Consider the following 16,491-nt stretch of genomic DNA (forward strand, 5'->3'; position numbering starts at 1 on the left):
TGTTCGGCGGTCTTCTTACGTTCTGGCAGATCGTTGCAGGAGCGATTTGCATATTGCCTGATATCCGTTGCTTGGAATAATATACATATAAATGATGGGAGCGACTGCGAAAGCAATAGCGTAGTTGCATGCCGAAGAGGAGAGCTGACGATGAATTGGCTGCTTATTGTCACGAGGGCGCTTGCGGAACGACTGGAGCAATCCGAGATCGATTATATGATATCGAGAGTGAATGCAATTGGACAACGAGAAGGCAATCCGATGGGGGCGGAGGTAAGGCAGTTTGGCGGCGCGACTGCCTTTTATGTCCACGAGATGCCTTGGGGATCGTTTAATACCGTCAAAGGCGTCCGGGAGGAGCACATCGATTATATAGATGAAATCATTAGCTTCTTCCGTGAACGGAGTCGGTCGTTTCAGTTCGAGATTACGCCAGCGAATTCATCCAGTGAGCTGCTGAGCTATTTGACGGATAGAGGCTTTCGACAGAGCGGTTTCCATACTGTTCTGTATGGGATGCCGAATGCGGAAGAAGAACCTGCTTATGCAGCGGGAATTGCCATTCGAGAATTGAAAGCAGACGAGTTCGAGCTATATGGGAAACTGCATTGTTTAGGTACGGGATTAAATGTAGATGGCGCAGGCCATGTTGCGGATAATAATCGTGTGTTGTACGACCAGCCGGGCTGGCGGTTCTATATCGGATTTGTAGATGACCAACCTGCTGGTGTCGCGGTCATGTATATGCATAACAGTACTGCTTCGCTCACGTTCGCAGCGACCATTCCCGCTTTCAGAAAGCGCGGGCTGCAGACGGCTTTTCTACATAAACGCTGTTACGATGCTGCAATAGCACAATGCGATCTTGTCGTCAGCCAAGCGGCATATGCTTCCATAAGCCAGAACAACATGGAGAGAGCTGGCTTGAGGATTGGTTATACGAGAGCGGTGTGGACCTCTCACTCCTAACCGCAGGGCAAACCGTGACTTAAGGAGAGGTACTTCCGTCGTTCATGCAGGAATATCTAACCAGTTCGCTTTCTCGATGAATTTCTAGTACTAAATACCTGCATAACACCCTTCAGAAAAATGAAATGCCCAGCTCTTATTGAGAGCTGGGCAACTTTTTTTCGCATCTTTTACTGTTTAATTGTTGCAATCGAGAAGCTAACTGTCTTCGCGCCGCTGTCGACGAGCAGACTGACATGATCGGTGCCGACCGTAATCTGCTTAGAGGCGAGCGGGCGCCCGGCTTCAATCTCTCTGCACACCGCATCGAACCATTGGTTGAAGGCGCTGGCATAATAGCCGAACAGTGCATTAGCGAACAAAGTGATCGACTCTTTGTTACGTGCACGGGTGCCATCGCGCAGCACGACTGTAATGCCGTAGGTGTTATATGCGGTATCCAGCCAGATGGACGTTTCCGGTGTTGTTTTGGCAAACGTCGTTGAATCGAGCACGGCAGACTTCTCAGCGTTGTCCTTGAACAAGCGGAGCGTTGTTCCTTGCAGATCGTAGTTGCTGCCGCGCAGCTTCCCTGCATCGAGCAATACATCATACATATTCCACATACGCTTATCTGGGAATACGACGACCTTCTGTAAGCCTCCTGCAGCAGGCACAGAGCGCTGCAGCTTGTCTGCGGATGGCTGAATCGGAATACGCTTGCCGGTGTCCGTCAGCCGATTGAGAATGACGAGTGCCTCTGCGCGAGTCACGACGTCGCCAACGCCGAATTTGCCATTCGGATAACCTTGCATAATGCCCTTCACCAGCACTTCTGCAATAAACTTCTGCATCCGGTCTGATGCGCTGGTCAAGTCGCCATAGGATTGTGCGACGGAGCGGCTGAATGATTCATCCTCTAGATACTCCGTCTCTTGAAGGGTGTAATACAGCACTTCAGCCACATTCTCGCGGGTCATATTGCCTTGAAAATCGCTGTAGCGGCTTTTGTTCAGAAAGTGCAAGTCACTTGCGATATCGATGAACGGCTTGGCCCAATAGCCAGTCGTACTTGGTTTGAAGTCATAATAGCGATAGTCTTGCGCGACAATCGTCCGATTCTCTTCGCTTAACGAGCTTAGGAAAGTTGATTTCCAGCTGCGCTCCCCGTTCGGATGCAAATCCGAATAGGACAGAACAAGCATTTTGATAAATTGGTCGACCTTCACTGGATCGTTAGGTCGGAAGCTTCCGTCTGGATAACCGTCCAGTATGCCTCTTGTCACCATGTCTTCGATCGTTGCCTTGCCCCAATGCTTCGCAATATCAGTGAACACGACAGCCGAAGCCGCGTGTGCTGCTGGTGTGAAGCCGGTTCCTCCGCCTACTGCCAGCATGGCACTTATCGCTGCAATTGCAATCCAACGTTTCAATTTGAGCATCCCCCATCATCTGTGTGCCGATCGTTGCGTCATTAGCTATAAAGCCCTGCATAAATTCGACAATACCTAGATAACCACAATTTGGTGCCGCTGTGAATTGGTCCTGGCACCTATTAAGTTACTGAACGATGGTCATGGAGGAAAGTGAGACTACCTGCCTAAATGGATGCACAGCCAACATGCGGAGGTCTCGATTTTGGAAAATTAAGTAAGAACATACGTTCTTGTTGTGGCGGCTGGAAATCGCAACTGCTGTGGGTTATTTCGCCGATTGAAGCTTACTATATGAACAAAGCCACCTACGGCGTATCCGAAGGGGGCTCAAAGAGACTTCTCTTACTATAGAAGGACCACAGCTTCCACTCGGCTATCAAGCGGAGGCTGTGGTCCCTTTTTTTTTTGGCGATATTCGAGATCCAACCTGCAGAATGTAGAGGTATATTTCTCTACGCGAATCTCTTTAATCCACCAGTGGCAGTCGCACTACACGATACGCATACCGCTCAACGGCGAGCGAGCCAGCTGCAATAAGTTCGCCGGTAAAGGCATCAACCGTACCATCCGGAACGGTAACCGTGCCGCCACGGCCATCCATATTGACGATGGCCCACAGCTGGCGGCCATCGGCTTCAACCCTCGGTGCGACGAGCGTACCAGAGGTGGCATCCACGCGTAGCGTTGCGCCTGCGCGCGAAGCATAATGATCAAACATGGCACGCAGCATCGCATCGCCTTCTTCACCGGTTGGCATCGCACCGAGCATGACGAGCAGACCATCTCCGATCCGATGTTCGGTTAGGAACGAGTATCCTGGCGTCAGGCCGTCAATTATAGTGCCAACTGACGATGCTCCTCGCAGCTCGAAGACGGTGCTCCACATGCCAAGCGGCGCTTGAATGCCGAAAGCTTCGCCGATCGCGCCTGATCCGTCTAATGGATAAGAGAAGCAAGCCTCGACTCCACCCAACGCCTCCAGCTTGCCAAGCGCTGCATCTGTCGGGATCGTGTGTTCCTCTGTTCTTCCGCCTGTGAATGGTCCGATGATCCAGGTGCCGCCTTGCTCCACGAATGTTATCGCTTTGCGAATGAACGCCTCGCTGACGTATGGCAGGAAGGGCGTCAGCAGCATCTTGCGTCCTTGGAGATCAATCCCCTCCGGCGCGACATCCCGATGAATGCCCATCGCTAGCAGTCTAGCGTAATAACTCGTCATTAGTCCACGATAGTTCATCCCTTTGAGCGGCTCTGTCGCCATGAATGTCTTCGCTCGATCGGAATATACGAGTGCCACTTCTGCTTTCGCTGGCTGCGATGCGAGCAGCAGCGGTTCCAACGCGCGCCGTGCCTGCTCAACTTCAAGCACATTCATCCAGCCAACCGTCGGTTGGCCCCAAGCGCTTAGCACAGAACCGTGCGGCTGCTCGCAGCCGCTGCGATGCTGCCGCCAATGCCAATAGCAGAAAGCTTCCGCACCCAGCGCATAGGCTGCAACGGACTCCGCTGCCACATAACCTTGCGGATGCGGGACGGCAGCGCTCTGAAGCGAGCCGCTGTAGGAAGGGCTTGTCTCCATAAGCCAGTAGCCGCGACCTGGCTTGTAATTGCGGAACAAATCGCAGTTGATCAGATAGGCGGCGTAGTTCTCTGCGCTTGCGTATGTATCGAAGGAAGCAAAATCCAAATGCTCGAACAGCCTCTCATTATCGACGTGGAAGGCAATGCTGCTGTTATGAGTGATTGGCGCATCCGAGAATCGACGGATGATTGCAGCCTGCTCATCGGCGAATTGGGCGATGCCAGCCATGCTGAACAACCGATGTGCAGTCTGCATCGAAGAGTTGTGCAGGAACGGCGTTGGCCCTGGATGCGGTACTTGATCGAATCGTTCATACTGTTGGCTCCAGATCGCCGCCCCCCAAGCCTCGTTGAGTGCCTCGATCGTTCCGTAACATTGTTCCAGCCATCCTTGCCAGAGGAGAAGGCAGTTCTCACAGTGACAAGCGGCGACATGCGCCTTGAATTCATTATCCAGCTGCCAGCCGATCAGCCCCGGCAACCGGCCAAGCTTCGAAGCGATTGCTTCTGTTATCCGAGCGGCCCTCTCGCGAAATGCAGCGTTATTCGTGCATATATGCTGACGCGAGCCATGTCCCATCAAGACGCCGCGTTCATCTACATGCAGCCGCTCCGGATGCCGGTGGGTCAGCCAGATCGGCGGCGTCGCCGTCGGCGTGCACATGACCGTATCGATTCCTTCATCATGGAGTCTTGTGATGATATCCGCGAACAAGGATACATTAATTTCACCTTCGGACGGTTCCATCGTTGACCAGGCGAATTCTCCGATTCGTACTACGTTGATGCCGGCCTCTTTCATCCTGGCAATATCGTGCAAGATGACCGCTTCATCCCACAATTCCGGGTACCAGGCCGTTCCATGATACAGCTTTCCGCTCTTCGCACTCATCGCAAGTTTCCTCCTGTTCTTCCTGTTCAAGCATGCTCTATTACTGTAACGAACCTAGTAACGGCGGGCAATTGCACTTTCTTGAATGCCTCCGCGCAGCTCGGTGATAAAGTGCAAAGCCGCATGGAATCACACTTTCCAAAATGTCTAATTGCCGGAAAGGAGCTGCTCCAAGCATACTGAGGCTGCATCACGAAATCGACGGACTTTCATAGGGAGGTGAACCAAGGTGAAGCACAATGCTGTATCAACAACTGCTGCAGTTCAGCGCACCTCCGTGTATCGGCCGAGCATCATGAGCCGATTGAAGCGAGACAAATGGATGTATGCGCTGCTGCTGCCGGGTCTGATTTATTTTCTATTATTCAAATACGTTCCGATGTGGGGCGTGCTGCTCGCCTTTAAGAACTATCAACCGTTTCTCGGGTTCTGGAAGAGCGATTGGGTCGGATTTGAACATTTTCGATTGTTCTTTACGAATCCAGATTTCTTCAAGCTATTACGCAACACGCTGGTCTTGTCATTCTACAACTTGCTGTTCTTCTTCCCGGCGCCGATCATTGCAGCTCTTCTGCTGAATGAGGTCCGAATAGCACTGTTTAAACGTACGGTTCAAACGTTAATCTACATACCGCATTTTATCTCAATGGTAATCGTCGCCAGTTTGACTTACGTGTTCCTGACGACAGAGGGTGGAGTAGTCAACGAATGGCTGAATGCACACACGGGGACAACGATCAGCTTTCTGACAAGCCCGGACTGGTTCAGGCCGATGATCATTATTCAGACGATCTGGAAAGAATGCGGCTGGGGTACGATCATATTCCTCGCTGCGCTGGCAGCGGTCGATGTGGAGCAATATGAGGCGGCAATCGTGGATGGCGCTAATCGGTGGAAACAGATGTGGCATATCACGCTGCCCGCTCTTCGCAGTACGATCGTCATTCTGCTCATTCTGCGTATGGGGCATGTGCTCGACAACGGCTTTGAACAAATCTATCTCATGCTTAATCCACTTAACCGCGAGAAAGCGGAAGTGTTCGATACTTACGTGTACATGATGGGCATTACGCAAGGCGCGTTCAGCTATAGTACGGCAGTTGGCTTGTTCAAAGCGGTCGTAGGCGTCATCCTCGTGCTAGGCACGAACTGGCTGGCGAAGCGATTCGGCCAGTCGGGCTTGTACTGAAGGGATTATTTTAACGAAAGGAGGGCGCTTCCTATGGCCAGAACATACAGAACACCTGCTGGCGTCACCTTTGATGTCATCAACTACATCGTGCTTGGACTGTTCGCTGCTGCGGCGGTTCTGCCGTTCCTCTACATTATTGCGGGCTCATTCGCATCGGATGCAGAGCTGACCAAACGGGCGGTATTCCTCATCCCGAAGACGTTTACGGCCAACGCTTATCGATTCATTTTCTCAACAGACACGATTATGAAAAGTATTGGTGTTTCTATCTACGTAACGGTGATCGGTACGCTGGTCAACCTGGCATTTACAGTGACGATGGCTTATGCGCTTGCCAAGCGCGGGCTTATGGGACGCAATCTCGTTCTTAATCTCGTTATTTTCTCGATGCTGTTCGGCGGCGGCATGATCCCGACGTATCTCGTCATTCGCGATCTGCATCTGCTTGATACATACTGGGCGCTCATGCTCCCTGGTGCCATTAATGCATTCAACCTGATTATCGTCAAAAATTTCTTCCAGGAGCTCCCGCCGGAGCTGGAGGAAGCGGCGCGCATCGATGGCTGCTCCGAGATCGGACTGCTGCTGCGCATCGTTCTCCCGTTGTCAGCGCCGGTGCTTGCAACATTTACTCTTTTCTATGCAGTAGGCCATTGGAACGATTTCTTCTCCTCGCTGCTTTACTTGAACGATCCGCAGAAGTGGCCATTGCAAGTGCTCCTTCGCCAGATTGTCCTATTGTCGCAAGCAGCGGCAGGCGACTTGAACTCCATGGATCCGAACTTCGTCAAACCGCCGGAGCAGTCGATCAAAATGGCTGTAATCGTCGTCGGAACCGTACCGATTCTGCTCGTTTATCCGTTTCTTCAGAAGCATTTTGCGAAGGGCGTTCTTCTTGGCTCCGTCAAGGGCTAAAGCCCCGAACTTACCGTGCGTGAAATCCGCGTTGCGCGTAGATAGGATAGCTGTAAACGCGGCTTTACGATATGATACTACTATTCCTATGGGAGGTCGCTTATCATGAAACGAAATGCCATTGCACGAAAGCGCTTAACTGCAACATTCCTGGTGGGTACGCTTGTAGCAAGCTCGCTTGCAGCCTGTGGTTCGAGCTCGGATGACGACAAGAAAGAGAGCACAACCCAGCAAACAGAGACAGCCAGCACAGGCACAGACGCGAATACGGCGACAACGCCAGATACGCCTAAGCAGCAGGACCCGCTCAAGCTGGACATTATGCTGCCGATCTTCAAGACGAATTTCCCGAAGGATGACAGCCCGGTTGCCGCGCAGATCGAGAAGCTGACGAACACGGATATTCACTTCCTATGGGTACCGAACGCATCTTATACGGACAAACTGAACATCACGTTGGCATCCGGCAAGCTGCCATCCATCATTTATATCGATAATGCAAAAGGCGCTAGCTTCGTTAATGCAGCCAAATCGGGTGCTTTCTGGGAGCTGTCATCCTATCTGAAAGATTATAAGTTCCTAAGCCAAGCGAATTCAGTCATTCTGAACAACTCCTCGGTTGAAGGGAAAACATACGGTATTTACCGATCGCGCAATCTCGGCCGTAACGGTATCGTCTACCGCAAAGACTGGCTTGAGAACGTGGGGCTGAGCGAGCCGAAGACGATCGACGACTTCTACAATATGCTTAAAGCGTTCAAAGAGAAGGACCCGGATAAGAACGGCAAGGACGATACGTACGGCATGGTTCTCGTTAAGTGGACCGGCGGCTGGGCAAGCGGCTTCGATACCATGAAGCTGTGGTTCGGTTCACCGAACAAATGGGGCGTTCAGGACGGCAAGCTCGTGCCGGAATTCGAAACAACAGGCTATATGGATGCGCTCCGCTTCATGAAGAAGCTGTATGACGAGAAGCTGATTAACCAAGATTTTGCCGTGTATGACTCGGCGAAATGGGTTGATCCGGTCGTTAACAACAAAGCGGGCGTTATCGTTGACGTCGTTGATACGGCTGCCCGTATCGATGACAAAATTCACGCGGCGCTGAAGGAAGCAGGCACAGAAGTGCCGGACGATCAGAACTATATGGACGTTGTCGGAGGCGTAATCGGTTCTGATGGCACGCTGCACACGCTGCCAACCTCGGGATTTGCAGGTCTGCTGTCGATTCCGAAATCTTCGGTGAAGACGGAAGATGAACTGAAACGCGTGCTTGGATTCATCGATCAGCTGAGCGAGCCAGAGCTTCAGACGCTGGCAAGCTTCGGTATTGAAGGCACGCATTATACGAAGAACGGCGAGTTTGCTGAGCCAAGCAAAGATTCGGTGCTGCTGGAGTCCGAGGTGGAAGGCCTCAACCAGATGCTGACGTTCATTCCATCGACGACGGCAATTACGGTGAAACAGACGCCGCTCCGCCTAAAGCAGACGGCGCTTATGAAGGAGAACGAGCAGTATATCGTGCCTAACCCGGCCGAGCCGTTCATCTCGACGGTATACTCGCAGAAGGGTCCGCAGCTGGACGATATCATTAACGATGCCCGCATCAAATACATCGTTGGCCAAATCGACGAAGCAGGCTTCCTTGCAGCGATCGAGCTGTGGAAGAAAACCGGCGGCAACGATCTGGTGGAGGAGATGAATCAGCTCTACGCAGCAAGCAACAAATAATCGAGCAATGATCACGAAGTAGCTCGGGGGAGTGTATTCGACGTCGAATCTTGATCCGGCCTTCGAACTGCAAAGCGTATGCTTCCGATGTAGGTTTCCTACGGAAACCTTGTAGCTCATGTAGGTTTTGCCTACACTCCGCTACTCGTTCTTCAGTCCAAATCAACCTTCTCGGTGCTGATTGCTCTATTTAACGACCACTGATCACAAAGTAACGTAGAATGAATGAATGAATGAATGAAAGACCACTAGCAAACCGTCCTTAGGCCAGGTTAGCTAGTGGTCTTTTATGTTTGAGTCTGCAACTGCGAACTCATTCTATATCTAATGCAATATCGTTAATAATAACTTGCTTTATTGTGTTCAGAGGAAGAGCCTTAGAGAAGGCCGTGGATATATTCACATATTCGCCATCATCACCTGAATGGTATTCAGAGGCGCCGCTGCTCAATTCGCCGTGTTCGACCGAATCGTTTGATTGTTTCTGCAGCAGCGCTTTCGTGCCGTCATTGAACAGCAGCTCGATTCGATACTGATCGTCATGTTCGGCATTTCTGGTATCTACACCTTCCAAAGACAACCCTATCTCAGATAAATGAAGCTTGTTGAATTGATATTGGTACGCACTTGAACGATCTTCTGCAATGTTCTTATCAATACAGCTTACGGTAGGCGAGAGCGGAACCTCAATTGGCGTCTTCATCCCGTCAGTTGAAAATCGAAGTTTGCCGTCATTGCGTGAGTAGGGATTGGATGCGCCCGTGAAATTTATTCGATAAAATCGAGTGTAGGGTTCTCTATATTGATCCAGTTCTCCAACACTAAAGCCGCTGCCTATATGATCAAGGGCGAATCGATAGCTGTCAAAATGTTCTTTACTTGCCTCTCGTAACGCCTCGATAGATAGAACAACATATCCGACATGTGAATCCGTCACAAGTTCATGCACAGTCAGCTTATAATCCTTGTTTGAAATAGCCTCGCCAACCGTCAATACATATGATTGTGGGATGCCTGACAGTTTGCTTATGATTACCTGTATACCATCCGTCTTCATTGCGTATGCGGCGCCACCTGTTGTAAGGATACAAGCTGCCGCTATCGCGCAAGCGATTCGGGCGAATTTGTTGTTGAATTTATATGTCTTACGCTTCTTTTCCTGCTGTATTTTCCTCATAGTCAGGTTTGTAACCCTGCTCAGGTTAATCTTAGGAATGCTTGCGTCACCGTTTGTATTCGTCAACTTCGCAACCTCCTTTATCGAAATATTGCACGATCGATTTCTTGCCTCTATAAATCTTCGACTTCACCGTGGACAAGGGAAGCTCGTACATCGATGCGATATCCTCCAATTTATATTCTCGAAAATAGTAAGCGGTAAGAATATCTTTATCCGGATACTTGAATGCTGCCATCAACGTCTTAATCATGGAGATCCGTTCTTTCAGGATGACTACCTCGTCTGTTGCAGGAGCACCGATAACCGAAAGTTCATCGTCCAAAGGCTGCTCATTTCTCACGCGACTCCATTTGTTACGTGTCATGTTCCGTGCAATTTGTGCCAGATATGGCTTTATTGAATCGGTTTGCTGAAGACTGTGTCTGCTTTTCCAGATGGCATAAAAAACATCGGATACAACCTCTTCCACATCTTCAGCATTCATCGACGCCCCGCCAACTCCATACACAATTGCCGCAGTGTACTGACCGTATCTAGCAATGAGCTCTTCTATCGCGCTCTCATCATTATTCTTAATTTGTTGTATCAACGATCTATCGCTATCGCTCAATTCCATCCCCCCCCCTCATCTACCAATACAAAACTTTCAAGAAAAAAGTTTCCACGTACCTACTAATTATTTTTATTTTAACATTAACGCTCGAACAAAAGTTGTGCCCTAAAAGGGGCACGCGACCCCAAGCACGCAGTACCGTATCCACACCAATAAACTCGAAAGAAAGCTGTGCCCTAAAAGGGCACGCGACCCCAAGCACGCATTACCATATCCGCACCAATAAAGCTCGAACAAAAGCTGTGCCCTAAAAGGGGCACGCGACCCCAAGCACGCATTACCATATTCGCACCAATACGCTCGAACAAATGCTGTGCCCCAAAAGGGGCACGCGACCCCAAGCACGTATTACCATATCCGCACCAATACGCTCGAACAAAAGTTGTGCCCCAAAAGGGGCGACCCCCAGCACGCATTACCATATCCGCACCAATACGCTCGAACAAAAGTTGTGCCCCAAAGGGGCGCACGACTCTAAGCACGCATTAACATATCCGCATCGCTGTCCTGCCAACATCCCCTTCCGGGGTCCAGGGGTTGGAAACCCATGGGGTCCTCCCTTGCAGGGAGGATTTAGGTGGGTAGAGAAAATTGGTATAAATGGGTTATAGGGCGAAGCTTTTGAAATTTATATTTTCAGAAGTAATAAAGGGGTTAAGGGGCGAAGCCCCGGAATCTTTTAGGAAAATAGAGGGTCCAAGGGGGCTAGTCCCCTTGAGTCCTCCATTGAGGGAGGAATTAGGCGGGTAGATCAAAATAGTGCAAACGGCGCAAAAAGATACAAGTCCAACGTTGTTATCTGGGTCTTGTTCATTGTTGCGTGTCCATATATCCTAGAAGAACGCGCTTACATTTTATGAATAATGGCTGGTGAGAGAGATGGGTAACAGCTTTAAGGCATGGATGCACAACCGTAAGGAGCGCCCAGCGGGCGGCAAGAGACGATTTTATCGCAAAAGCTTAATCGTGCTTCTTCTCGTCTCCGGCATACCAGGCCTCATTACAGGCGCACTCGTTTACTGGATGGCTGGAGGACGGCTCGAGAGCGAGCTGTTGAACATGCATAATGAACAAATTCAACATCGCGCACATAACGTGGACGAACAATTGTCCAATCTGGAGCTTATGCTGTCGCATTGGGCTTTCGATTCCAAATTCAATTACACGCTTCGCGACACCGATTTCGTCAAAGATTTCATTCGGTCCCGCGACATTACGAATACAATGCTCGTTATGCAGGGCTCTAACACGATGATTAATAAAGTTGAGCTGTATGTAGATGGCGAGCAACCTGTATTGTTCGATCCCGAGTTCTCCGAGGTAAGTGAAATGTCAGGCTCTTTTCAAAGCTTGCTGCAGTCGGAACGGCAGACCTACTGGACACAATGGTCGTTCGACGCTGCGCATCCAGACAATAAGGAGCTGACGCTCGTTCACCATGTACCGGGCGGCACGATGAAGCCGGTGGGCATGCTGCTGCTGCGGCTTGACCGGGAGAAGGTCAGTGAGCTGCTGCGTACGATGATGCCCTACAACGACGGGGAGACTTTCCTGCTCAATGATACGGGGGAGCTTTACGGATCGATTGGAAGTAAGCCTAAATCCGATTTTGAAAACGCTTTAACAGAAGCGGTAGCCAAACGCGGAACAGGTGAAGGTTCGTTCATCCTCGACTGGAGCGGCAAAACGTATACGGTGACGTACGGACACTTCTCCCGCATTCAGGATGAGTGGAGTTATGTGTCCGCTTCGCCGATTTCGACAATTATTGCGCCCGTCATGTTTATTTCGAAGCTGATTCTCATTGTTAGCGGCAGTGCGCTGCTGCTCGCCGCAGTACTTGCATGGCTTGCCTCTCTTAGCATCTATTCGCCAATCGATCGGCTTGTACGACTGCTTACAGCAGGTAAGCCAATGCCGGAAGAGCAGGAGGATGAGTTCGCGTTGATCGAGCGGCAATGGCATCTCCTCAGCAGCGAGAGCCGCGAGCTGCATACAAGATGGGCCGAACAGCTGCCGCAGGTGAAGGAGAGTTTCCTGCATCAATTGCTGCAGGGTTATCTCTATGCTTATTCGGAGCAGGAGCTGCAGAAGCGGATGGAGCGGTACAAGTGGGAGGTGCAGGGTCGCACCTATCTCGTGCTGTATGTGAAGCTGACAGGCATCGCAAATATGGAAGGCAAGTTCCGTTACGGCGACGAAGGTCTTGTTACTTTCGCTGCTGTCAATGTCATCGAGGAACTGGCATCCCGTCATTACGAGCAGAGCAGCGTCGTCAACTTCCATGATTTATCGGCAGCGCTCCTGCTAGTCGTAGATAATGACGAGCCGTATGAAGAGAACATCCGGGCTTATTGCGCGGAGCTTACCGATTCCGTTAATCGGATGCTCCGAATGCAGGTGACGATCGCCATCAGCCGTCCGACGCATCGGATTGCCGACATTCCGCTTGCCTTCGAGAATGCTAAGCAGGCGGCAGGTTATCGCAGCGTGGAGAGCGGCAACGGCATTGTTGACATTGAAGCGCTGGTTGACGGGGGCATGGATGGACCGGAATTTACATATCCGTTTACGCTGGAACGCGAATTCGTGCAGGCGCTTCGGACAGGACAGGAGGACGAGGCGAACCGTCTATTGGACGAATTTATTCGTGCCCTGTCCGTGAAGGGGGCCAAGGAATTTGATGTGCAGCAGGGGATGCTCCATCTTCTGGGCAGCGTCCAACACGCCATAATGGTGTCAGGTATTTATCCGGTACGGTTGTTCAAAGGCGCTAATCTGTACGAGCAGCTGTCTCAGAAGCATGAGCCGGAGCGGCTCGCGGATTTGTTCCGCGATAAGGTTATCGTTCCGTTCCTGAAGGAGCTGGGCGAGCGCTCGCACAGCCAGACGAAACGAATGATCGAAGGTGCGATGCTTTATTTGCAGCAGCATTATATGCGGGACGTATCGCTGGACAGCTGTGCGGATCATATTGGGACGAACCCGTTCTATTTGAGCAAAACATTCAAGCAAGTAACAGGCAAAAACTTCATCGACTATTTGACAGAGCTGCGGTTAGAGCGTGCGAAGGAGCTGCTGCGTGAATCGGAACTAAAGATCAACTGCGTAGCGGAGCAGGTCGGCTATCAGCATAGTTACTTCAACCGCATCTTCAAGAAGACGGAGGGCATTACGCCAAGCCGTTACCGCGAGATGAGCCGCAGCTCGTAGAAGATGCAAGATAAAGCAAGTTCGGCAACAAAGTGCAAGGCCGTTGCAGCCCGTCAGACAAGATTGTCTCATTGCCCGCAAGCAGGCGCCTCTATACGATGAAGGGGATAATTCGCCTAAGCGGGGAGATGAAGTCGAGATGACCACAGAAACGACGGGAGTAACGAGCATTGCTGTGAATCGGCTGCATGCAGCGGAACAAGGTCAGCTGAACAAACTTTCGGCTGGCGTAACGTGGGGAATTCCATGGCGTGAGGGAGAGCTGTCGCGAAGCGATAAACTTGAGCTCATTGGAAGCGTTGGTAAACAGGGACTTGCGATGCAAAGCTGGCCAACGGCCTATTGGCCGGACGGAAGTGTCAAATGGTCTGCCCATGCGGCAGTTATTAATGGAATAGAGGATAGCGGATTTGAGGTGCACCGCTTATCCGGAAGTGCTGAATCCACTGCACCTTCAGCGCCGGTTACCGTATCGGAGACGGAGGAGACGATTGCGCTCGATACCGGTGTAATCGTCTGTACGTTGAATAAGCAGGGCGACCGGCTTATTCGATCGATTGTTAGGGAAGGACTTCCGGTGTGCGAAGGCGCTGAGCTGGTCTGCCTGAAGGAGACGATTAGCGGCGTATCTGGCGTGCGAACGGTGCGTGAGGAGCCATTCCGTGGTGTTATCCGGACAGCTGTTGTCGAACAAACGGGGCCTGTCCGAGCGGTTGTCCGCTTTGATGGGCGTCATCGGTCGACGGGACGGTCGGCGATGTGGATTCCTTTTACGCTGCGGCTGTATGTGTATGCAGGTCTTGATCAAATTCGGCTCGTGCACACGTTCTTCTACGACGGCAACCCGAACGAGGATTTCATTAAGGGGCTTGGCGTGACGTTCCGCATCCCGATGCGTGGACCGCTGTATAACCGCCATGTGCGGTTTGCTGGTGATACGGCGATGTTCGCCGAGTCTCCGAAGACGCTGCATACGCGCAGGACGAAAGGCAAATACCGTGAGCTGTTCGAACGGCAATCGGCTGGTGAAATGGTTACGTTTGATCCGGCAGAGGACGGTTATTTTCTAGGGCTGCTCGATGATTCGGCTGTATGGGACGACTTCAAGCTCGTGCAAGATTCGGCCGATCATTACCGGATCGCGAAGCGGACGCAGGAGGGGTGCAGCTGGCTGCGCTCGGCAGAAGGACGAAGAGCAGGCGGCTTAGGTTATGTTGGCGGGGAAGGCGGCGGCTTGGCGGCAGGTCTTCGTGATTTCTGGCGCAAGCATCCGTCCGGCATGGAAGCTGCGGGACTATCAAGTGACGAGGCATCGCTGACGGTATGGTTCTGGTCGCCGGACGTGCAAGCGATGGATTTGCGCCACTACGATACGCGGACGCATGTGGAATCGTCTTATGAGGGTGCAGAGGAGCTGCGGGCAACCCCATACGGCATCGCCAATACGAATGAAATCAACGTGTGGTGCCTGAGCGGCACGCCGGATAACGGACGGCTGGAAGGGATGCTGTCGTTATCCCAGTCGCCGGAGCTGCTCGTCTGCGAGCCTGCTTATTATCGGCGTGCCGGCGCCTTCGGCATCTGGAGTTTGCCGGATCGTAGCACAGCGGCTAAGGCAGAGCTGGAGGATCGGCTTGACGGCATTATTGCCTTCTATCAAGCAGAGGTCGAGCAGCGGCGCTGGTACGGACTATGGGATTACGGCGATTTCATGCACAGCTACGATCCGGTGCGGCATGTATGGAATTATGATCTAGGCGGCTGCGCTTGGCAGAATACGGAGCTTGCGCCAAACATGTGGCTCTGGTACATGTTCCTTCGATCGGGACGGCATGACATCTTCCGGCTTGCGGAAGCCATGACGCGTCATACGAGCGAAGTCGACGTCTACCATTTTGGCGAATATGCGGGGTTAGGCTCTCGTCATAACGTGGTTCACTGGGGATGCGGCTGCAAGGAAGCGCGCATTGCGATGGCGGGTCTTCACCGTTATTACTACTACCTTACGGCGGATGAGCGGATCGGCGAGCTGATGGATGATGTGAAGGATGCGGACTATGCGACGGTGACGCTTGATCCGATGCGGGCATACTTCCCGCCAGATGAGCATCCGACCCATATTCGAGTGGGTCCCGACTGGGCGGCGTTCAGCTCGAACTGGATGACGCGGTGGGAACGGTACGAGGATGAGGTATATCGGAACAAAATCATAACCGGCATCGAATGCATCAAAGCGGCGAAATACGGGTTAATCTCAGGCCCGACATATGGCTATGATCCGGCGACGAGCAAGCTGACGCCGATGGGCGATGACAACTGGGGCCGTCACCTTGCCATCTGCATGGGCGGGCCGCAAGTATGGCTGGAGATGGCTGATATGCTGAAGGATCCGGAATGGGAAGATAGGATGGCGGAATTCGGCGTTTATTACAATTTGCCGCAGGAGCGGAAGGATCTTATCACGAATGGTGAAATAAGTGCGTCGCGGTTCGAGCATCCGGTGTTGAGTGTCGCGCTCGTTGCTTATGGCGCAGCTCGACTGAACAATGCAGAGACGGCGCAGACGGCGTGGTCGATCCTGCTGGGCAACCCATTCGCCCGCGTTCGGCTGCTGGAGGATGGTGCGGATGTGGCACAGGTTGGTCCGCTTCGCGAGATCGATTGGATCAATACGAATGAAGCGGCGCAATGGTCGCTTAACACCATCATCAGCTTGGAGCTGATTGATGATGCCCTTCCGGCATCGCTCGATTCGACGCTTGTGCATACGGCGGGGACGAAGGGTTGACG

The 16,491-nt window shown here is 51.9% G+C and carries 10 protein-coding genes; 6 read left to right on the forward strand and 4 right to left on the reverse strand.

Annotation, left to right across the window (positions count from 1 at the left end; all coding sequences use genetic code 11):
* Window positions 1-150 precede the first annotated feature (150 nt).
* Window positions 151-969, forward strand: coding sequence for a GNAT family N-acetyltransferase (locus H8B09_RS01535; RefSeq protein ID WP_191201718.1), 819 nt, complete (start codon window positions 151-153; stop codon window positions 967-969).
* 170 nt (window positions 970-1,139) lie between these two features.
* On the opposite strand, the gene H8B09_RS01540 is transcribed toward H8B09_RS01535, so the two are convergent.
* A complete protein-coding gene (locus tag H8B09_RS01540) occupies window positions 1,140-2,381 on the reverse strand; it encodes an S-layer homology domain-containing protein (protein ID WP_191201719.1) in 1,242 nt (413 codons plus the stop codon).
* 469 nt (window positions 2,382-2,850) lie between these two features.
* A complete protein-coding gene (locus H8B09_RS01545; RefSeq protein ID WP_191201720.1) occupies window positions 2,851-4,857 on the reverse strand; it encodes a beta-galactosidase in 2,007 nt (668 codons plus the stop codon).
* Between the two features lie 295 nt (window positions 4,858-5,152).
* On the opposite strand from H8B09_RS01545, the gene H8B09_RS01550 reads away from it, so the two are divergent.
* The 3 genes from H8B09_RS01550 (at window position 5,153) to H8B09_RS01560 (ending at window position 8,695) form a co-directional block, all read left to right on the forward strand.
* A complete protein-coding gene (locus tag H8B09_RS01550; protein WP_191202752.1) occupies window positions 5,153-6,046 on the forward strand; it encodes an ABC transporter permease in 894 nt (297 codons plus the stop codon).
* A gap of 33 nt (window positions 6,047-6,079) precedes the next feature.
* Window positions 6,080-6,964, forward strand: a complete 885-nt coding sequence (locus tag H8B09_RS01555) for a carbohydrate ABC transporter permease (RefSeq protein WP_191201721.1) — start codon at window positions 6,080-6,082, stop codon at window positions 6,962-6,964.
* Between the two features lie 105 nt (window positions 6,965-7,069).
* A complete protein-coding gene (locus H8B09_RS01560) occupies window positions 7,070-8,695 on the forward strand; it encodes an extracellular solute-binding protein (RefSeq protein WP_191201722.1) in 1,626 nt (541 codons plus the stop codon).
* A gap of 313 nt (window positions 8,696-9,008) precedes the next feature.
* On the opposite strand, the gene H8B09_RS01565 is transcribed toward H8B09_RS01560, so the two are convergent.
* A complete protein-coding gene (locus H8B09_RS01565; RefSeq protein ID WP_191201723.1) occupies window positions 9,009-9,938 on the reverse strand; it encodes a DUF4179 domain-containing protein in 930 nt (309 codons plus the stop codon).
* On the reverse strand, window positions 9,919-10,485 hold the full coding sequence (locus H8B09_RS01570; protein ID WP_224753200.1) for an RNA polymerase sigma factor: 567 nt from the start codon (window positions 10,483-10,485) through the stop codon (window positions 9,919-9,921). Before H8B09_RS01570 ends, H8B09_RS01565 begins: the two co-directional genes overlap by 20 nt.
* A gap of 882 nt (window positions 10,486-11,367) precedes the next feature.
* Between H8B09_RS01570 and H8B09_RS01575 the strand changes: the two genes are divergently transcribed.
* Complete coding sequence (locus H8B09_RS01575) at window positions 11,368-13,701, forward strand: helix-turn-helix domain-containing protein (protein ID WP_224753201.1); 2,334 nt, start codon at window positions 11,368-11,370, stop codon at window positions 13,699-13,701.
* 139 nt (window positions 13,702-13,840) lie between these two features.
* Complete coding sequence (locus H8B09_RS01580) at window positions 13,841-16,489, forward strand: exo-rhamnogalacturonan lyase family protein (protein WP_224753202.1); 2,649 nt, start codon at window positions 13,841-13,843, stop codon at window positions 16,487-16,489.
* Window positions 16,490-16,491: the final 2 nt, after the last annotated feature.

This window comes from Paenibacillus terricola (assembly GCF_014779765.1).
In the GTDB taxonomy this organism is placed as follows: Bacteria; Bacillota; Bacilli; order Paenibacillales; family Paenibacillaceae; genus Paenibacillus_T; species Paenibacillus_T terricola.